Origin of the sequence: Actinosynnema sp. NPDC020468 (assembly GCF_040642015.1) — a bacterium.
Taxonomy (GTDB): domain Bacteria; phylum Actinomycetota; class Actinomycetes; order Mycobacteriales; family Pseudonocardiaceae; genus Actinosynnema.
The window spans coordinates 54514-74500 of the sequence record NZ_JBFAEO010000040.1; the positions used below are offsets into that span (position 1 = coordinate 54514).

At 74.3% G+C, this 19987-nt stretch carries 11 protein-coding genes; all 11 read right to left on the reverse strand.

What is annotated here, in order from left to right; genetic code table 11:
• Nucleotides 1–44: 44 nt before the first annotated feature.
• The 11 genes from AB0G50_RS25895 to AB0G50_RS25945 all read right to left on the reverse strand — a co-directional run bounded on the left by AB0G50_RS25895 (nucleotide 45) and on the right by AB0G50_RS25945 (nucleotide 19736).
• The gene (locus AB0G50_RS25895) at nucleotides 45–1307 is read right to left on the reverse strand and encodes an MFS transporter (RefSeq protein WP_360113099.1); all 1263 of its coding nucleotides are present in this window, start codon (nucleotides 1305–1307) and stop codon (nucleotides 45–47) included.
• Nucleotides 1300–8709: an amino acid adenylation domain-containing protein gene (locus AB0G50_RS25900; RefSeq protein ID WP_360113101.1), complete on the reverse strand. Its 7410-nt coding sequence runs from the start codon at nucleotides 8707–8709 to the stop codon at nucleotides 1300–1302. The genes AB0G50_RS25895 and AB0G50_RS25900 overlap by 8 nt, the downstream gene beginning before the upstream one ends.
• Complete coding sequence (locus tag AB0G50_RS25905) at nucleotides 8709–9482, reverse strand: alpha/beta fold hydrolase (RefSeq protein ID WP_360113102.1); 774 nt, start codon at nucleotides 9480–9482, stop codon at nucleotides 8709–8711. Before AB0G50_RS25905 ends, AB0G50_RS25900 begins: the two co-directional genes overlap by 1 nt.
• A 50-nt stretch (nucleotides 9483–9532) precedes the next feature.
• Nucleotides 9533–11311 carry a non-ribosomal peptide synthetase gene (locus AB0G50_RS25910; protein WP_360113104.1) on the reverse strand — a complete coding sequence of 593 codons (1779 nt, stop codon included), beginning with the start codon at nucleotides 11309–11311 and terminating at the stop codon, nucleotides 9533–9535.
• Complete coding sequence (locus tag AB0G50_RS25915; protein WP_360113106.1) at nucleotides 11311–12354, reverse strand: TauD/TfdA family dioxygenase; 1044 nt, start codon at nucleotides 12352–12354, stop codon at nucleotides 11311–11313. Before AB0G50_RS25915 ends, AB0G50_RS25910 begins: the two co-directional genes overlap by 1 nt.
• A 16-nt stretch (nucleotides 12355–12370) precedes the next feature.
• The gene (locus AB0G50_RS25920; protein WP_360113108.1) at nucleotides 12371–12496 is read right to left on the reverse strand and encodes a hypothetical protein; all 126 of its coding nucleotides are present in this window, start codon (nucleotides 12494–12496) and stop codon (nucleotides 12371–12373) included.
• Nucleotides 12497–13376: 880 nt separating this feature from the next.
• Complete coding sequence (locus tag AB0G50_RS25925) at nucleotides 13377–15416, reverse strand: ATP-binding cassette domain-containing protein (RefSeq protein WP_360113110.1); 2040 nt, start codon at nucleotides 15414–15416, stop codon at nucleotides 13377–13379.
• 269 nt (nucleotides 15417–15685) lie between these two features.
• Nucleotides 15686–16522, reverse strand: a complete 837-nt coding sequence (locus tag AB0G50_RS25930; RefSeq protein ID WP_360113112.1) for a hypothetical protein — start codon at nucleotides 16520–16522, stop codon at nucleotides 15686–15688.
• Nucleotides 16519–18705 (reverse strand): cysteine peptidase family C39 domain-containing protein, encoded by a 2187-nt coding sequence (locus AB0G50_RS25935; RefSeq protein WP_360113114.1) that lies wholly within the window; start codon nucleotides 18703–18705, stop codon nucleotides 16519–16521. Before AB0G50_RS25935 ends, AB0G50_RS25930 begins: the two co-directional genes overlap by 4 nt.
• Nucleotides 18702–19454: an HlyD family efflux transporter periplasmic adaptor subunit gene (locus AB0G50_RS25940; RefSeq protein WP_360113116.1), complete on the reverse strand. Its 753-nt coding sequence runs from the start codon at nucleotides 19452–19454 to the stop codon at nucleotides 18702–18704. Before AB0G50_RS25940 ends, AB0G50_RS25935 begins: the two co-directional genes overlap by 4 nt.
• Before the next feature lie 141 nt (nucleotides 19455–19595).
• Nucleotides 19596–19736, reverse strand: a complete 141-nt coding sequence (locus AB0G50_RS25945; RefSeq protein WP_360113118.1) for a hypothetical protein — start codon at nucleotides 19734–19736, stop codon at nucleotides 19596–19598.
• Between the last annotated feature and the right edge of the window lie 251 nt (nucleotides 19737–19987).

The window sequence follows — 19987 nt, forward strand, 5'->3', positions numbered from 1 at the left end:
TCCAGGAGGTCGGGGAACTCGTGGTCCAGGGACGTGGAGGGCACCTAGGCCGCCCCGGTCGGGAAGTCGCGCAGCGTCCGCAACGGGCTGAGCACGAGGACCAGGCAGGCGGTCACCACGAGCGCCGACATCGCCCAGATGGTCGCCCGGGGGCCGATGAGCCCGCCGAGACCGCCGCCGAGGAGGGCGCCGACGGGGATCGCGCCGAAGTTGATCGTGGACGCGGTGGCGCCGACCCGGCCGAGCAGCTCGGGCGGGCAGAAGGACTGCCGGAAGGCGTTGCAGATGATGTTCGCGGCCACCACCCCGGTGCCGACGGCCAGACCGCCGATCGCGAACAGGACCAGCCGGGGTCCGGTCGCGGTCAACGGGGTCAGCAGCGAGAACGGCGCCGCGCACACCTGGCAGAGCAGCGCGCCGCGCGCGGTGCCGAACCGGCGGGCCACCCGGCCCGCGACCAGGGCTCCGGCCACCCCGCCCAGGCTCGCGACCGCGTACAGGACGCCGATCGTGCCCTCGTCCAGGCCGACGTCGTGGACCAGGAAGACCAGCTGCACGGCCTGGCACCCGGAGAGCGCGACGTTCGACACCGCGCCGAAGATCATCAGGGTCCGCAGCAGCGGTTCCCCGGTCACGAACCGCAGGCCGGCGAGCACGTCGTGGCGCAGTGAGGCGCGCCGCGTCGGCACCCTGCGCTCCTCGGCACCGATGGCCCGCAGGCACCCGATCGACACGACGAAGGCGACGGCTTGGCCCACCAGCCCCGAGACGGTCCCGAACAGCTGCGCCAGCAGCCCGGCGACACCGGGGCCCGCCACCTGCATCGCCGACTCGCTGCCCTTCAGCTTGGTGTTCGCCTCCAACAACTCGTCCCTGGCCACCAGCGACGGGACGAACGCGCCGTAGGCCACGGAGAAGAACACCGAGGCGACACCGGTCAGCAGAGCGACGGCCAGCACCTGGCCGAGGGTGAGGACACCGAGCCACGCGCCGAGCGGCACGCTCGCGACCAGCACGATCGAGGCCGCGTTGCACGTGATCATCACCGACCGGCGCGGGAGCCGGTCGACCCAGGCGCCCGCGGGCAACCCGATCACCAGCCAGGGCAGCCAGACGGCGGCGGTCAGCAGGCCCATGACGGGTGCGCTCGCGTTCAGCACCACGGCGGCCACGAGGGGCAGGGTGAACGCGCCCATGTTGGTGCCGAGCTTGCCGACCGTCTCCGCGGTCCAGAGCAACCGGAAGTCGCGGTGCCGGAGCAACCCGCCCCGCCGCCTCCCGACGGCGGGGCGGACGACCTCAGCCACCTTCCCGCCCCTCGTGCGCACCCGGTGCCGACAACCGGGCCCGCAGCACCTCGGCGATGACGCCCAACGGTTCCGGCTGGGTCATGGCGCCGTGCCGGCAGGCCACGTCCACGACGTCGATCCGCCCCGTCACGTGGGGCCGCCAGTCCTCGGGACGCGGTGAGTCCGGCCGGCGGTCGGCGGTGGCGGCGAAGAACAGCAGGTCTCCCGTGAACACCCCCGAGGTGGCCGTGCTCAGCAGGTTGGCGTTGGCGACGAACACCGAGGCCATCGAGCCGATCGCCTCCCGACCGAGGAGGGCGAGCGGACCGTCTGTGGTGTCGGCCAGGTGGAGGAAGTCCTCGTAGCCCAGCCGGTCGCCGTCCAGGCCGGTGAGGTCGTAGTCCAGGGACCGCAGGAGTTCGCCCAGCACGGCCGGGTCGTCCACGGTCAGCGGCTCGTGACCGGGGTCGGCGGTGGTGGGGTACCCGTCCATCAGGGCCAGCACCGCCACCGTCTCGCCGTCGGCCTCCAGGCGGGTGGCGACGGCGTGCGCGAGCACCGCGCCGAACGACCAGCCGAGCAGGTGGTAGGGCCCGGTCGGCTGCACGGTGCGGATCTGCTCGAGGTAGTCCTTCGCCATCTCCGTGAGGTCGGCGGGCAGGGCGTCCGGTTCGCTGAACGCGCGGGCTTGCAGGCCGTAGAGCGGGCGGTCGTCGTCCAGGTGCCGGAGCAGCCCGGCGTAGACCCAGCTCAGCCCCATCCCCGGGTGCAGGCAGAACAGCGGCGGGCGGGAACCACCGGTCCGGAGGGGCAGCAGGACGGCCAACGAGTCGTCGCCGGTGACGTTGTCCAACTGCCCCGCCAGGGCGGCGACCGTGGGCGCGCGGAACAGCGCGCGGGCGTTCAGCTCGACGTCCAGCTCCCGGTTGACCAGCCGGACCAGCCGGGCGGCCAGCAGCGAGTGCCCGCCCAACTCGAAGAAGTTCTCCGCGACACCGACGTCCGGCAGCCCGAGGGTCTTCGCGAAGAGCCCGCACAGGAGCTCCTCCCGCGGTGTGCGCTGTCCACCGCCCGCCGAGGTCGGCCGGAAGTCCGGAGCGGGCAGCGCCCGGCGGTCGAGCTTGCCGCTCGCGGTCCGGGGCAGCGCGTCCAGTTCCACGAACACCGACGGGACCATGTACTCCGGGAGCACGCGGGCCGCCCGCGCGCGCAACCGCCCGACGTCCGGCCGAACGCCCGGCCGCGGCACGAGGTAGGCGACGATCAGCGGGTCGCCCGACGGGTCCGCGCGGACCGCCACCGCGACCTGCGCGACGCCCTCGTGGTCCCCGAGCACGGTCTCGACCTCGCCCGGCTCGATGCGCAGGCCCCGAACCTTCACCTGGTGATCGGCCCGTCCGCAGTACGCCAACTGCCCGTCCGGTGCCCACCTGGCGAGGTCGCCGGTGCGGTACATCCGAGCTCCGGGACCACCGAAGGGATTCGCCACGAACCGCTCCGCGGTCAAGGCCGACCGGTTCAGGTAACCCCGGGCCAGTCCCCCGCCCGCGACGTACAGTTCGCCGACCACCCCCGGCGGCACCGGGCACAGGTCCCGGTCCAGCACGTAGAGCCGGGTGTTGTGGATCGGCCTGCCGATCGGCGGCGCCGGGTGGTCGGTCCCGTCGGAGAACCACGCGGTCGCCAGGACGGTGACCTCGGTCGGGCCGTACAGGTTGGCCACCGCCACACCGGGCAGCGCCCGGTGGACGTCCGCCAGCAGCCGCGCGGACAACACCTCCCCGCACAACGCGATCGTGTCGGCCCCGGTGGCCAGTTCGCCGTGGTCGAGCAGGCTGGCGAGCACCGACGGGACCGTGCTGATCACACCCCCGTCCCACCTGCGGTCCGCCAGCACGAGGGCGTCGCGGACCACCTCGATCCGGCCGCCGTTCAGGAGCGTGCCGAAGATCTCGAACACGGAGACGTCGAAGCTCACCGACGTGGACGCCAGCACGTGGGCCGGTTCCGGGCCGAACGCCGCGCCGGTCCACGCGGCGAAACCCACCACGCCGCGGTGCTCGATCACGACGCCCTTGGGGCGGCCGGTGGAGCCCGAGGTGTAGATGACGTAGGCGGGGTCGACGGGTGAGAGCGGACCGCCGCGGTCGGCGTCCGCCAGGTCCGAGCCCGGCAGCGCGGCGACGGCGGCGATCGTGTCCCGGTCGTCCAGCAGCACCGGCCGACCGCGGCCCGGTTCGCCGATCGGCGTTCCGGTGGTGGTCACCAGGACCGCCGGGTCGGCGTCGGCGAGCACGAACGCGATCCGGTCGGCCGGGTAGCCGGTGTCGACCGGGAGGTAGGCGGCCCCGGCCTTGAGCACCGCGAACATCGCCACGACCAGCTCCGCGGACCGGGGCAGTGCCAGCGCCACGATCGTCCCGGGGCGCGCGCCCGCCGCGACCAGGTGCCTGGCGAGCCGGTTGGCGCGGTCGTTGAGCCCGGCGTAGGTCAGGGCTTCGTCGCCGGACACCAGCGCGACGGCGTCCGGCGCGCGCCGCGCCCGGTCCTCGAACACCTGAGGCAGGGTCGCCTCGGGTACGGGCACCGCCGTGTCGTTCCAGCCGACGAGGATCCGCTCCCGCTCGGCGGGGTCGAGCACGTCGGTCCGGCCGACGGGCCGGTCCGGTGCCGCCGTCACCGACCGCAGCACCCGGACCAGGCGCTCGGCCAGCCGCCGCGCGTCCGCGAGGTCGAAGAGGTCGCTCGCGTAGTTGACGGCGCCCTCCAGGCCGTTCGGCGCGCCCGCCGCGGTCCGCAGTTCGCGCAGCGCGAACGACAGGTCGAACTTCGCGACGTCGTCGCCGAGCGGCAGTGGCCGCGTGTCCAGGCCGTCGAACGCGAACGCGCCCTCGGCGGTGTTCTGGAGCATGAGCATCACCTGGAACAGCGGGTGCCGCGCGGCCGACCGCGCGGGGTTGACCTCCTCCACCACGCGCTCGAACGGCAGGTCCTGGTGGGCGAAGGCGGACAGGTCCACCTCGCGGACCCTCGCCAGCAACTCGGCGAACGTCGGGTCGCCCGAGGTGTCGGTGCGCAGCACGACCGTGTTGACGAAGAACCCGACGAGGTGGTCGAGCGCCTGGTCGGTCCGGCCCGCCACCACCGTGCCGATGGGCAGGTCGGTACCGGCGCCGAGCTTGGTCAGCAGCACGGCCAGGCCGGCCTGGAGCACCATGAACAGGGTGACCCCGTGCTCCTTCGCCAGTCCGGACAGGGCCGCGTGCAGTGCGGGATCGACGGTGAAGTCGACGGTGCCGCCACCGGTGCCGAGCACCGGGGGCCGCGGCCGGGCCGTGGGCAGCGCCAGTTCCGCGGGCGCGCCGGCGAGCGTCCGGCGCCAGAACTCGCCCTGCCGCGCGACCAGGCTGTCCGGGTCGGACTCCGAGCCCAGGAGCGCGCTGTGCCACAACGAGTAGTCCGCGTACTGCACCGGGAGCGGCGCCCAGTCCGGCGCCCGGCCGGCACGACGCGCTTCGTAGGCCGTGGCGAGATCGCGGGTCAGGGGACCCGTCGACCACCCGTCGCTGGCGATGTGGTGCAGCACCAGCAGCAGGACGTGGTCGTCCGGTCCGACGGCGAACAGGTGTGCGCGCACCGGGAGTTCCGCGGCGAGGTCGAAGGTCCGCCCGACGAGGTCGGACAGCGTCGCGGCCGACGCGTCCTCGGTGAGGTCGGCCTCGGTGATCCGCAGGACCGCGGCGGCCTGGCCCGCGGCCAGGATCCGCTGGACGGGTTCGCCGTCGCCGTCGACGGGGAACAGCGTCCGCAGCGCCTCGTGCCGCGCCACCACGTCCGCCAGGGCCGACCGCAGCGCCGCGCCGTCCAGCGGGCCCCGCAGCCCGAGCGCGAAGGAGACGTTGTAGAGGGCGCCGGCGTCGTCGAACCGGTCGGCGAACCAGAGCCGGCGCTGCGCGAACGACAGGGGCAACGGATCCGGCCGGTCCGCCACGGCGCGCACCGGGGGCCGGGCGTGACCCGCGCCGTCCAGGTGCCGCGCCAGCTCGGCGACCGTCGGCGACTGGAACACCGCCCGCACGGACAGCGCCGCGTCGAACACCGCCTGCACGCGGGAGATCAGCCGCACCGCGAGCAGGGAATGCCCGCCCAGCGCGAAGAAGTTGTCGTCGACGTCCACGGTCGGGTGGTCGAGGATCTCCGCGAACAGCCCGCACAGGATCTCCTCCCGGTGGGACGCGGGCACCCGGCGCGACGGCGTCGCCCGCTCGGCCACCGGCTCGGCCGGCACCGGTGCCGCCACCAGACCCCGCACGCGCTCACCGGCCGCGATCCGGGCTTCCTCCCGGGGTTCCAGCGCGGCGGCCCGGCTGATCGGCGCCGCGGGATCGGCCGCGAGCGCGGACGCGACCTTGGCGAACCGCGCGGCCAGCAGCTCCGCGGTCTCCCGGTCGAACAGGTCCGCCGCGAACTGCCAGCCCACGACGAGTCCCGCGGGTCGCCCGGACCCGTCCCGGCGTTCGGCGAAGGTCACCGAGAGGTCGAACTTGGCGACGCCGAGGTCCACCGCCTCCGGCTCGACGTCCACACCGGACAGGACGACGCCGGGCCCGTCGGCGTCCTGCACGGCGAGCATGACCTGGAACAGCGGGTGCCGGGCCAGCGACCGCACCGGGTTGAGCTCCTCCACCACCCGCTCGAACGGCACGTCCTGGTGCGAGAACGCCGCCAGGTCGGCCTCCCGGACGCGCTCCAGCAGCACGCCGAAACCCGGATCGCCCGCCACGTCCGTCCGCAGCACCAGGGTGTTCACGAAGAACCCGACCAGGTCGTCGAGCGCCTCGTCCGCACGGCCGGCCACCGGTGTCCCGATCGGCACGTCGGTGCCGGAACCCAGCTTGTGCAGGAGCACGGCCAGGGCCGCCTGAAGCACCATGAACAACGTCGCTTCGTGCGCTCTCGCGACGGCGACCAGCGCCGCGTGGAGCTCCACGCCCAGCTCCAGCTCCACCATCCCGCCGCGGTGGCTCGGTACCACCGGCCGGCGCCGGTCGGTCGGCAGCGCGAGCTCCTCGGGCGCACCGGCCAGGGTGGTCCGCCAGAAGTCCAGCTGACGGGACAGCTCACTGTCCACATCGGACTCGTCGCCGAGCAGATCCCGTTGCCACAGGGCGTAGTCGGCGTACTGGACGGGCAGCGGTCGCCACGCCGGCTCCGCACCGCCGAGCCGGGCCGCGTAGGCGGTCGCCAGGTCCCGCACGAAGGGACCGACGGACCAGCCGTCGCTCGCGATGTGGTGCAGCACCACCACCAGCGCGTGCCGGTCGGCCGCGAACCGGTACAGCACGACCCGGAGGGGCGGCCGCGCGGCCAGGTCGAACAGGCCTGTCACCTCCCGGTCCCGCAGGGCCGGGTAGTCCTCCGGCGCGCAGTCCACGACGTGGAAGGGCACCTCGACCTCGCGCGCCGGCAGGATCCGCTGCTCGGCCCGTCCGCGCACGCTCGGGAACACCGTGCGCAACGCCTCGTGCCGGGCCACCACGTCCGAGAAGGCCGCCCGCAGCGCGGGCACGTCCACCGCGCCCCGGAGCCGCAACGCGAGCGGCGCGTTGTACGCCGCGCTGCGCTCGACCTCCTCCAGGAACCACAACCGTTGCTGCGCGTGGGACAGCGGCACCACGGCCGGGCGCGGCACCGGCACCGGACGCGGTCGCGCGCTCCGGGCCCGGGCCAGCCGAAGCGCCAAACCCGCGGGCGTCGGCGCCTGGAACACCGCCCGGACGCTCAGCTCCGCGTCGAACGCGGTCTTGATCCTGCTGATCAGCCGGGTCGCCAGCAGGGAGTGCCCGCCGAGTGCGAAGAAGTTGTCGTCGACACCGACCGCGGACCGCGCCAGCACGTCCGCGAACAGGCCGCAGAGGATCTCCTCGCGCGGTGAGCGCGGCCTCCGCGCGGGACCGGGCTCCGGCTCCTCCGCCGGGCCGACGGGTTCCGCGGCCCGGACGACGCCCCTGACCGGCTCGCCGGCGGCAACCTTCGCCCGCTCGTCCTCGTCCAGCACGGCGAGCGCGCCGACCCGCGAGTCCGGCCGGGCCACCGCGTCGGCCAGCAGCCGGGCGAAGCGCTCGGCGAGCAGTTCGACCGTCCGCCGGTCGAAGACGTCCACCGCGAACTGCCAGTCGCCGACGAGCCCCGCCGGCGCACCGGACTCGTCGCGCGCCTCGAAGAAACCCACCGAGAGGTCGAACTTGGCGGTGCCGAGGTCGACCTCCTCGGCGTCGACCACCACCTCACCGAAGGGTTCGAGGCCGCCGGTGCCGGGATCGAGGGCGAGCATGACCTGGAACAGGGGGTTGCGGCCGGGTGACCGCGCGGGGTTGAGCTCCTCCACCACCCGCTCGAACGGCACGTCCTGGTGCGAGAACGCCGCCAGGTCGGCCTCGCGCACCCGCGCCAGCAGTTCGGCGAACGTCGGATCGCCCGCGACGTCGGTCCGCAGCACCAGGGTGTTCACGAAGAACCCGACCAGGTCGTCGAGCGCCTCGTCCGTCCGGCCCGCCACCGGCGTCCCGATCGGGACGTCGTCCCCCGACCCCAGCCGGTTCAGGAGCGCGGCGAACGCGGCGTGCAGCACCATGAACACGGTCACGCCGCCGCGTCGGGCCAGGGCGACCACGTCCCGGTGGAGGGCCGCGCCGACGCCCGTGCGCACGGTCTCGCCGCGGAAGGTGGGGAAATCGCTCCGCCTCCGGTCCGCGGGCAGCGGCAGCTGCGCCGGCACGCCGGCGAGCGCCTCCCGCCAGAACCCCAGCTGGGCGCTGAGCACGCTGTCCGCGTCGGTCTCCGCGCCCAGCATCTCCTGCTGCCACACCGCGTAGTCGGCGTACTGCACCGGCAACGGCTCCCACACCGGCGCCCGGCCGGCGCACCGCGCCCCGTAGGCCGAGCGCAGGTCCCGCACGAAGGGACCGACGGACCAGCCGTCGCTCGCGATGTGGTGCAGCGCGCACAGGAGCACCCGGTCGCCCGCGCCGAGCTCGTAGAGCGTCACCCGGATCGGCAGCTCGGTCTCGAGGTCGAACGCCCTCGCCGCCTCGGCGTCGCGCAACCGCGGGTAGGCGTCCGCGGCGCAGCGCACGACGGAGAACGGGACGCGGCACTCCCCCGCGGCCACCACCGACTGCCACGGCTCGCCGTCCACCGCCGGGAAGAGCGTCCGCAACGCCTCGTGCCGCGCGACCACGTCGGTCACGGCCGACCGCAGCGCGTCGACGTCGACTCCGCCGAGCAGCCGCAGGGCCAGCGGCGCGTGGTAGGCGTGCCGGGATTCCTCGATCTGGTCGGCGAACCACAGGCGTCGCTGCGCGAAGGACAACGGGAACAGCTCGGCGCCGGTCGGCACGTCGGGCGGCTCGGTGCCCATCAGGCCCTCCCCGCGGGGGTTCCGGCGTCCAGAGCGGCCAGGTGGCGAGGAAGGGAACGCCAGATCTCGGGGGTGTAGAAGTGGCCGCCGGGCAGCTCGTCGTGCCGGTAGTCCCCGAGCGCCAGGTCACGCCACTGGGCCGCCGTGTCCGCCACGATGACCTCGTCGCGGTCGCCGGTGAGCACCTGGAGGGGCACGGAGACCTTCGTTCCCCCGGTGTAGAAGAAGGTGTCGCGCACCGTGATGTCGGCGCGCATCAGCTCCACCGCCATCTCCTGGAGGTCGGGGTCGGCGAGCACGTGCTCCGGCATCAGCCCGTGCGTCCGCATCCAGTGCAACAGCTGCTCGTCGGTGTCCTGGGCGGCCGGGAACATGTCCCGCGGCGTGAGCCCGCGGCTCGGCGCGTTGGCCGAGGACACGACCAGGGCTTCGGGCGGCGGTCCGCCCCGGCGCTCGATCCTGGCCGCCACGTCGAACGCCATCCAGCCGCCCATGCTGTGTCCGAAAAGGACGTACGGCCGCTGCGTCGCCGAGAGCACCGCGGCGGTCGCGTCCTCCGCCAGTTCGTCCCAGTCCCGCGCGAACTCGTCGGCGAACCGCCCGTCGCGACCCGGGTAGCAGACGGCGGCGAGCTCGACGTCCGCGGGCACGAGGTCCGACCACGGCAGGTACGGGCCCGCGCCCCCGCCGCAGAAACCGAGGCAGATCAACGTCCTCCTCGCGCCCGGGTTCCGCTTCGGCCGCACCACGTGCGTGTCCTGGATTCCAGCCACCTTCTTGCCCCCGATCGCTCGTCGGTTCTTCTCGGCCGGCCGCGGCCGGTTCAGCCGGAGGTCGCGGCGGACTGGAGCGACTCCACGTGCCGGGCCAGGTCCGACAGCCGCGGGTGCCGGTAGACCTCCTTGGTCGACATGGCGAGCCCGAGGTGCTTCTTCAACCGCGCGACCACGCGGAGCGCGATGAGCGAATGCCCGCCCAGCGCGAAGAAGTCGTCGTCGGCGCCGACCCGGTCCCGCCCGAGCACCTCGGACCACACGCCGGCGATCAGCTCCTCGAACGGGCCGGCCGGCGGGCGGCCGGTGTCGTCGTCCGCACCCTGGTCGTGAGGCGCCGGCAGGGCCTCGACGTCGAGCTTGCCGTTGGGGGTCAGGGGAAGCCCGTCGATCCTCGTGAACGCGCCGGGCACCATGTAGGCGGGCAACGCCGCCTCGGCGTGCCGCCGCAGTTCCGCGGCGGTCGGCCCGTCGGCACCGGCGACGACGTAGTACGCGGCCAGCCGCCGACCCGCGTGGGCGTCGTCCCGGACCACGACGACCGCGGTGGAGACCGCCGGGTGGGTTCGGATCGCGGCCTCGACCTCCGCCGGCTCGACCCGGTACCCGCGCACCTTCACCTGCCGGTCGACGCGGCCGGCGAACTCGAACGACCCGTCCGCCGCGCGGCGGACCAGGTCACCGGTGCGGTACATCCTGGTGCCGGCCGGGCCGAACGGATCGGCCACGAACGCCCGCGCGGTGAGGCCCGGCCGGCCGTGGTAGCCGTTCGCCAGCCGGGGACCGGCGACGTAAAGCTCACCCACGTCCCCGTCCGCGACCGGCTTCAGCCCGTCGTCCAGCACGTGCAACCGGTTCTCCGGCAACGCCTCGCCGATGGTCGGGCGGGGTCCGTCGATCCAGGCGACCGTGGTGTCCACGGTGCACTCCGTCGGCCCGTAGAGGTTCAGGGCTTCGACCCGGCCGTCGGCCACGGCCGCCGTGATCTCCCGCCACGCGTGCTCGGCGATGGGTTCGCCGCCGATGAACAGCCGCAACACCCGGCCGTCGGGCCTGCGGGCCGTCAGGTGCTCGCGCAGCGCTTCCCAGTGCGACGGCGTCAGGTCGACGTCGGTGGCCGCGCACTCGTCCAGCCAGGCCGCGAACGAGGCCGGGTCGCGGCGGTGGTCCTCGTCCAGGATCACCACCGTGTCGCCGCGGCACACCCGGGCCCACTGCTGCACCGACGCGTCGAAGGAGACGCCGGCGTTCCACGCCACCACCCGCGGCTCGGCCGCGTACACCCCTTGCCGCTCCAGGGCCGCGACGAGGGAAGCCACCCCGTCGCGGGTCGCCTGCACGCCCTTGGGCCTGCCGGTCGTCCCCGAGGTGTAGATGACGTACGCGGGCTGGTGGGGCAGCGGCTCCGGGTACCGCCCCGGTCCGGCTGCCTCCCGGACCGCGCTCGGCGCGACGATGGCGACGCCGGCCGGGCACCAGTCCGGGACGTCGTCGGCGACGAGGGCCCGGATGCCGGCGTCCGAGGCGGTGAACCCGAGTCGGTCCGCGGGGTGACCGGGGTCCAGCGGCACGTACGCGGCGCCTGCCCGCCACACCGCGAGGAGCACGACCACGAGCCGGGCATCGCGTCCGAGGCACACGCCGACCGGGTCACCGCGCCGGACGCCCTCGTCGCCCAGCACCGCGGCCAGCCGGGCCGAGTCCCGGTCCACCTCGGCGAAGGTCAGCGCGCCGGCCGTGTCGCGCACCGCGAGCCGGCCGGGATCGCGGCACACCGCCTCGTCGAAGCGCGCGAGGAGGTCGTTCGCGTCGGGCCCGGACGGTGCCATCAGACCGCCTCCTTCGTCCCGTGCTCGGCCGCGGGCCGCACCGTCGGGTGGCAGTCGAGCACGTCCACCGGTTCGCCCATGGCGACGACGATCCTGCGGTCGCCGCGGAACGAGTCCCGGCCGTGCGTGTTCAGGATGTTGTCCACCAGCATCAGGTCGCCCGGCTGCCAGGACCGGCGCACCGTCGCCGCGGCGTAGGCGGCCTGGATCGTCTCCAGCTCGTCCTTCGTCACGGCCTCGCCGTCCCCGAAGGAGGTGTTGAACGGGAGGTCGTCCTGGCCGAACTCGTCCACCAGGGTGTCCCTGATCTCCTCGTCCAGCGCCCATTCGTTCCAGAACGCGAGGTGGTTGAACCAGACCTCCTCGCCGGTGACCGGGTGCGTGATGACCCCCGGTCGCAGCTGGCTGGTCCGGAGGTGACCGTCGTCCTGCCACTCGTGGGCGATGAGGTTCTCCGCGCAGTACCGCTCGACGGTCTCCGGCGTCTCGGCGGCGAACGCGGTCTGCCAGCTCGTGGAGATGTGCTCGGAGTAGCTGCGTTTGAGCAGCCACCCCACCGCCCGCATCTTCGCGACGAGGCGCGGGGGCAGGGTTCGCAGCACCTCGCGGCAGTCCGCGACGGGCGTGGCGCCGCCCGACTCCGGCGCGACCAGGCAGCCGAACATCAGCAGGCCGGGAAAGGTCAGGGTGTAGCTGTTCTCGTTGTGCATCCGGATTTCCTGCGACGCCGGCAGGTCGGTGGACGAGAACACGCCGTTGCCGAAATCGCTGCGCGGGGTGGCCTTCTCCCGGTACGGGGTGCGTTCCGGCATCAGGGTGTCGCGCACCCGCCCGAAGCCGTCGACGTCCTCGATCGGCAGGCCGCGCAGGTAGATCGCGCCGTGCTCCCGCAACCCGGCCCGCAAGGCGGGCCGAACGCGTTCCAGCCAGCCGAGCGCCTCGTCCAGGCTCGCGAATCGGGGAACGTCGGCGGTCGCCGGGGCGCCGGGGGTGACCACCCACGCCGGTGCCGGGATTCCAGACAGGTTGTCAGTGGTGGTCATGCCCTCGCCTTTCTCGTCACTCGGTCCTGGCGGCGAGCGGGCTCGCCGGCCTGATGTCGGTCCGGTTCTCCGCGAGCGGGTGCCGGTTCTCGTCCACCGGTACCGGACCGCGTCCGTTCTCGTCCTCGAACGGGTTCGACACCCGATCTCCCCTATTCCGCCCATCGTGCCGGCGGCCGCCCGCCGCGCCACTCGGATCGTTTTACGTCGCACCCGGAGGTGTACCGGCCGGACCCGCGCACGCCTTCGCACTTCCGCCGACGGAGAATGCCCGAGCTGCCGGCGGAACGGATTACCGCTATTCGATCAACAGGTCCGTGCAGCGCTTTCCCGCGGTTTACCCGGAAACTCGAATGACGACTCGGCGATCGCGCGCGCCGTACCCGACCCGGCGGCGGAGCAGATCGCGACAATCAGGACCCGGTCTGAAGAGCACGGCCACGACGAGCGCTTGCGCACCCGTATCCCCCTTCTTCCCGCTGCCTGGGTCCGTTCCCGGGCAACGCCCCCATAGGGCCTCGAAGCGGCCCACTCGTTCGACCGCCGTCGGACCCTGCCGGACAGCGCTTGGCGCAATCGGCATGGACCCAGTGAAATCCCGGCAAGAGGCGTTGTCAACCCGCGAGGTAGGATCATTCGGTCTGCCGAAGTCGGAATTCCCCCCGGCGGCGCCCGAATTTCCGGCGGCCGACCAGCGTCGACATTGCGTTTCCGGCGGACGCGGAACCATGATCGCCCGCATCCGCCGGGCAGTAGGCCCACCCTTCCGGAGCAACGGTCGCGGAGCGGCGCGGGGCGGAATACCGACCGCGCGCTACCCCGAATGCCGTCCCGGCATCCGGATCGGAGCCGATCGGCCGCGGGCACGGCGAATCGAAGAGATCGGGAACTCCCGCGTTCCGGCCACCACTCGCGGCCGGTCGGTCGGCCGAAAAGGGGAATAGCCGCGAGGGAACACCACCGCGAACGTCGACAAGTCCCGGCACCGCGATCACCCGGCGACTCCGCCCGCAAGGGCCGCTCTACGAGCGCGGCAGGGCCGGGGGCACGCCCACCACCTGGCGCGCCGCCAGTCGGTGGAACAGGCCATCGGTGTCGGCGAACAGCTCGGCGAACGTGCCGGCCTGCACGACCCGGCCCCGGTCGAGGACGAAGATCCGGTCCGCGTCCCGCACGGTCGACAGCCGGTGCGCGACGACCACGCGGGTGGCGGCCGACCGGCGGGTGCCTTCGGTCACGATCTCCTGGGTCCGGTTGTCCAGGGCGCTGGTGGCCTCGTCGAAGAACAGCACCCGGGGTTTCGTCGCGAGCGCGCGGGCGATCAGCACCCGCTGGCGCTGGCCGACCGACAACGTGCCGCCGCCGAACGGCACCACGGTGTGGAGCCCCATCGGCAGCAGGCGGACGTCCTCCTCCAGCCCCGCCAGCCGGACCGCCTCCCACACCGCCTCGATCGGCAGCGGGTCGGCGCCGCAGATGTTCTCGCGCAGGGTGCCGCCGAACAGCCGCCCGTCCTGGAGGACGACGCCGCACTGGCGGCGCACGGCACCCACGTCGAGCCCCGCCAGGTCCTGCCCGTCGTAGCGCACCGCACCCGTCTCGGGTCGTTCGAACCCCAGCAGCAGCCGCAGCAGGGTCGACTTGCCCGACCCGCTCGGCCCGACGAGGGCGACGAACTCGCCGGGTCGGACGTGCAGCGACACGGCGTCGAGCACCGGCGCGCCCGAGCCCGGGTAGCGGAACGTCACGTTCCGGACCTCGATCTCCCCGCCGAGTTCGACCTGCCGCGACCCCGGCTCGCTCTCCGGCGCCGCGGCGAGCACGTCGGTCACCTCCTCGAGGCGGGGCAGCGCGGCGGCGACGTCGATCCCGGCCGCGCACAACGTGATCGCCGCCTGCACCAGCAGCGCCAACCCGGCGTTGGCGGTGAAGAACCGGTCGGCGGGCACCTGCCCGCCCAGCGGACCCGACAGCACCGCCAGCAGCACCAGCTGGGCGCTGATCGGCAACGCCGTGACCAGCGCCGCGAAGCCGGCCTGGAGCCGCCGCACGCCCTGCACCCCGGCCCGCGCGGCCACCGCGGCCTCCGCCCACCGGCGCAACGCCCGGGGTTCGGCGGCGGCGGTCTTGATCGTCGTGACGCCGGCCAGCACCTCGTCGGTGACCGAGGCGGCGTGGTGCTCGGCGGGCAGCGCGGCCCGCTGCCGGCGCACGACGGCCACGCCGAGCGCGGCGCTCACCAGCGCCGTGCCGACGACCAGGCCGAACCCGACCAGGGTGAGCCGGGACTCCACGACGAGCAGCAGCACGACGCCGGCTCCGGCGGTGCACACCGCGAGGAGCGCCCTGGCGAGCACCCCGTCCAGGGCCTGCCGCGCCCGGGCGACGCCGAGGACCCGGTTGGCCAGCGCGCCGCTGGTCGTACCGCGGAAGAACCCGGTCGGCAGCCGGAGCAGCCGGTCCCACAGCGCCAGGTGGAGGTTCGCCTCGAACCGGTCCTCGAACCGCAGCGCGCGCAGGTTCAGCACGACCTCCAGCAGCGCCGCCGCCACCGCGGTCGCCAGGTAGAGGACGACGTCCCAGGCCATCCCGCGCGGGTCGCCCCGGACGAGCCCGCCGAGCACCTGCCCGATGACCACCGGTGTCGCCAGGTGCAGGACCGCGACGAGCACGCCGGCCACCAGCATCCCGCGCAGGTCGCGGCCGTTGCCGGTGAACCCCCGGCGCAGCAGGTCGCGCAGCCGGGCGCGGGCCGGCAGCGGCAGGTGCGATACGGCGGCGCCGTCGGCGAACGCGGACGGGTCGACCGGCGTACGCGCCCTGGTCAGGGGATCGACCACGTGGTAGCGACCCCGCGCGAACACCAGCGGCACCGGCACCGGATCGCCCGCTCCCCCGGTGTGCCACCCGATCAGCGGTCCGACATCGCGCCGCCGCCAGCCCGGGTCGAGCCGGGTCCGGCGCAACCTGATCCCGGACCGCCGCGCGTGCACCCGCAGCGCCTCCGACGGGTCGACCCCGGTCACCGCCGCCACCAGCCCCGGCACAGCCAGGTCCGGCACAGCCCGACCCCAGACCGCCACGCGTGCACCCGCAGTCCCTCCGACGAGTCGACCCCGATCACCGCCGCCACCAGCCCCGGTCCAACCCGGTCCGGCACAGCCCGACCTCGGACCGCCACGCGCACACCCGCAGTCCCTCCAACGGATCGACCCCGATCACCGCCCCCACCAGCCCCGCCGCCACCAGCCCCGGTCCAACCAGGTCCGGCGCAGCCCGATCCCGGACCGCCGCGCGCACACCCGCAGTCCCTCCGACGGATCGACCCCGGTCACCGCCGCCACCCGATCACCGCGCGCAGCACGTCGCGGGGCTCGCCGCCGGTTCGGGCCGGCGCGCCGGCGCGGGAGCCGAGGCCCAGTTCGCCCAGGGCGCGGTGGGCGGTCGCGGCGAGCGCGGAGCGGTGGACGCGCCGGCGTTCGGCGAGCGCGCTCAGGAGCCGCTCGTCGGCCGCCCGCGCCTCGTCCACGGCGGCCCAGGTCAGCCGGGTCAGGTGCCGGCCGACCACCTCGGTGAGCCCGCCCGCGCGCAGCACGTCCTCCGTGGTGCGCACGTCGAGGACGCAGTCCTCCTCGGCGCGGATCCACTCCCCGGCCGCCAGCAGCACGGCTTCCCGACCGGCGGCCACCACGCCGCCGCCGCCGACCCGGAACCCGCCGCGGGCGGTGCGCAGCCAGCGCGGACCTCCGGCGCACCACGCGGTCCGCCCCGCCGCGAGCACGCCCGGCCGCAGCGGTTCGCCACCGAGGGGCACGGGCCCGACCGGACCCGCCATCGCCTGGAGGGCCAGGTCCACCGCCGGCGCGAGCGCGGCGATCGCACCGCCCCACCCCGGCAGCGCCGTGCGGTCGAGTTCCCGCAGGGACGTCCCGGGCAGCGGCACGGCCAGGAGTTGCCACTCGCCGGTCAACGCGGGCGGCGGCACGGCGCTGAACTCCGGGCAGCGGCCCACGAACAGCCGGCGCGACCGCCTGCCGTCGGGCAGTTCGCGCACCGCGAAGACGTCCACCGGTCCGCCCTCGACCAGGTAGGCGAGCCGCCACCCGTCGAGCCGGCGCGGTCGCGTGGTCGCCTCCGAGGCGAGCGCGGTCAGGAAGTCCCGGTTCACGACGTCACCTCCGGGGTGTCGTGGTGCCGCACGAGATCGGCGTACGCGCCGCCCCGGGCCAGCAGTTCGTCGTGGGTGCCGCGTTCGACCTCGCGGCCGTGCGCCAGCACGACGATCAGGTCGCAGTCGCGGACCGTGGCCAGCCGGTGGGCGATGATCAGGCAGGTCGCCCCGCGGCGGCGGAGTTCGGCGTCGATCAGCTTCTCCGTCACGGTGTCCAGGGCACTGGTGGCCTCGTCGAGCACCAGCAACCGGGGCCGGCGAGCCAACGCGCGGGCGATGACCAGGCGTTGGCGCTGCCCTCCGGAGAAGTTCCGGCCGCCCTGGCCCACCGGGGCGTCCAGACCGCCGGGCCGCAAGCCCACCTCGGGCAGGATCTGCGCGTCGGCCAGCGCGGCGATCACCTCGTCGTCGCCGATGGTGGGGTCCCACAACGTCACGTTGTCGCGCACGGTGCCCTGGAAGAGCGCCCCGTCCTGGTCGACCACCGCCGTCGTCGCCGCCCACAGGTCCGGGTCCAGCCCGCGCAGGTCGTACCCGTCGACCGTGACCCGCCCGTGCCACGGCCGGTGCACACCGGCGACCAGCCTGCCGACCGTCGACTTCCCGCTGCCCGAGCCGCCGACGAGCGCCACCCGCGCACCGGGCTCGAGGGTCAGCGAGAAGTCCGCCAGCAGCGGCGCGGCCGCGGGGTTGTAGCCGAACGTGATCGACTCGACCACCAGTCGCCCCTCCATCGGCACGGCCGTGACGGGGTCCGGCGGGGGCGCGGGCACCGGGTAGCGCTCGACGTCCTCCAGCCGCCGGACGTCGACGCCGACCTCCGCCACCCGGGCGCCGACCTCGCCCAGGTCGGCGATCGGCCGGTTCATCGCCACCACCAGGCTCTGCGCCGCCACGAGCAGACCCACGGTGAGCGTGCCCTCCACGACCAGCGCGCTGCCGACGGCCAGCAGCACGGCCGTGTTCACCGCCATCACCAGTGCCGGGACCACGCCGAGCACCGCGGCCGGGACCCCGGCCCGCTGCCGACCGCCGCTCACCGCGGCCTGGCGGGCGGCGAACTGCCGGAAGGCGAGGTCCTCCTGCCCGTTCGCCTTCGTCGTCTCGATCATCGCGATCGTCGCGACGACGCCCGCGTACCAGCGGCCCCGCTCCGCCTGGGCACCGGCCACGGCCGACGTCCGCATCACCGACAACCACCGCAGCACCACCACGTTCAGCCCGGAGCACGCCGTGGCGCACACCCCGAGCAGCACGTCGTACCAGCACAGCAGCACGCCGTGGGCCAGCACCAGGGCGAGGTCGACGGCGGTCGCCGCGAGCCGCCGGGTGAACACCTCCGCCACCGCGTCGTTGGTCTCGACCCGGTAGGCGAGGTCGGCGGCCTGCCGCTGGTCGAAGAACGCCTGCGGCAACCCGAGCAGGTGCCGGAACACCCGGGCGGCCCCGCCCAGCGCGACGGCCGTCTCCGCCCGCACCAGCAGCAGCCGCTGCGTGAGCGCCCCGACGAACGTGATCACCGCGGCGATCGCCGACGCCGCCACCAGACCGGCCGCCACGCCGGTGTCCCCGCCCAGCAGCACCCGGTCCACGAACACCCGCGACAGCACCGGGAACGCGACCCCCACCACCGCCACCATCAGGCCGAGCAGCACCGTCAGCGGCACCACCGAGCCGAGGCCGCGCCACCGCCGGGCCACCGCCGCGAGCAGGCCGAACCTCCGACCCCCGCGCCGGAACGCGGGTCCGGGTTCCAGGTCGATCGCGATACCCGTGTAGGAGCGCTCGAACTCGTCCCACCCGACCGACCGGTGCCCCACCGCCGGGTCGTTCACCCGCACCCGGCGCCGGTTCATCCCCTCCAGCACCAGGAAGTGCTCGAACTTCCAGTACACGACGGCGGGCAGCCGCAGTTCGCCGAGCCGGGCGATCCCGCACTGCTTGCCCTTGGCCGTCAACCCGTGCGACCGCGCGGCCCGCACCACACCGGAGGCGGTCGAACCGTCCCTCCCGACCCCGCAGTCCCGGCGGAGTTCCTCCAGCGGCACATGCCTTCCGTAGTGGGACAGCACGATGCCCAACGACGCCGCGCCGCACTCGGTCGCCTCCATCTGGATCAACGCGGGCGTGCGGACCCGGCGCCGGGCCGGTCGTCGTCCCCGCTCCACGACGGCGGTCACGTCAGCAGCCAGTCGACCGGGTGCTCCTCGGCGAGTGTGACGCGGGCCGTGACGACGCCCTGCGAGGCCCACCGGTCCCGGGCGAGGTCACCGGTCGGGTCGACGGTGACCGCCACGACCGGACCGGCGGCCAGGAACGGTGTGACGTCGCGGTTCCGGCCGAGGAAGGCGCGCAACGACTCGGCGGTCTCCGGGAACGCGCCGACCTCGCGCACCACACCCGCGGCGGGGCCGGGCGCGCCGGTCAGCTCGACCGGCATCCCGGCGCGCACCGACCTGGCCGCCTCGGCGGCCACGTAGACCACGGCGCGCACCCGGTCGTCGGGCCCGTCGAGCCGCTCGAGGTTCGCGACACCGGTCCCGGTGGCCACCCACTGGCCGGGCGAGACCAGCGTGCCGACCAGGTACGCGGTCCAGGGCGAGCCGACGGTGAGCGTGCCGCCGTCGGCGTCGGTCAGTTCGTAGAGCGCCTGGCCCCGCTCCAGCCGTTCGCCGGACCGGGCCAGGACGGCGGTCACCAGGCCCGCCCGGGTGGCGTCCACAGTGGACACACCGACGGCGCGGGTGAGCACACCGGGCGCGGAGACGGTCCTGGGCACCGTGCCGAAGACCGACCAGGCGCCCGCGGCGACCACCACCGCGGTCAGCGCGAGCGCGGTCAGCCAGGCGGGCACCGGCGCGAGGCGCGCGACCTCGTCCAGCTGCTCCGGCGACTCCAGCGAGTCGAGCGCGCGTTTGCGGAACTTCACCGGCTCCTCCTCGGCAGACCGGGAACGCGGACCCGGTGGAATGCGCGAACGGGCACGCCGGGAGCTGATCCCGGCGTGCCCGTCATCGCGCGGTGTGGCTGTTGCGGCGACACCGGCACAACAGTCGAACCGGCGCTCCGCCTACGCGCGCGGAAGGCGGCGACCGGCACCCATGTCGATACCGCCGGCACCCGCGACGGTGTCCAGGTCGGCGTCGTCGAGCTCCACGACAGCGGTGATCTCGACGTCGTCGGAGATCGGGTCGATCTGGTCGTTCGCCATTGTTCTTCTCCTCGGTCAGACGTGCTTCGATCGAAGCCCATTGCGGATCCGGAGGCCGTTCGTCCTCGCGGTGTCGCCTTTCGGCCACGACGGAAACGTACGAGCCCGGTCAGCCGGTCGACCACGCAGAAGTGCCGGCAGGAAACAACTTCCGCCACCCCTTCTGCCGGTACCGCCGACCGCGGCGCTCCCCGACTTTCCGACGACTGCGCGCCGCGGCGCGGAACGAGGAATTAAGCACAGGTGTCCAA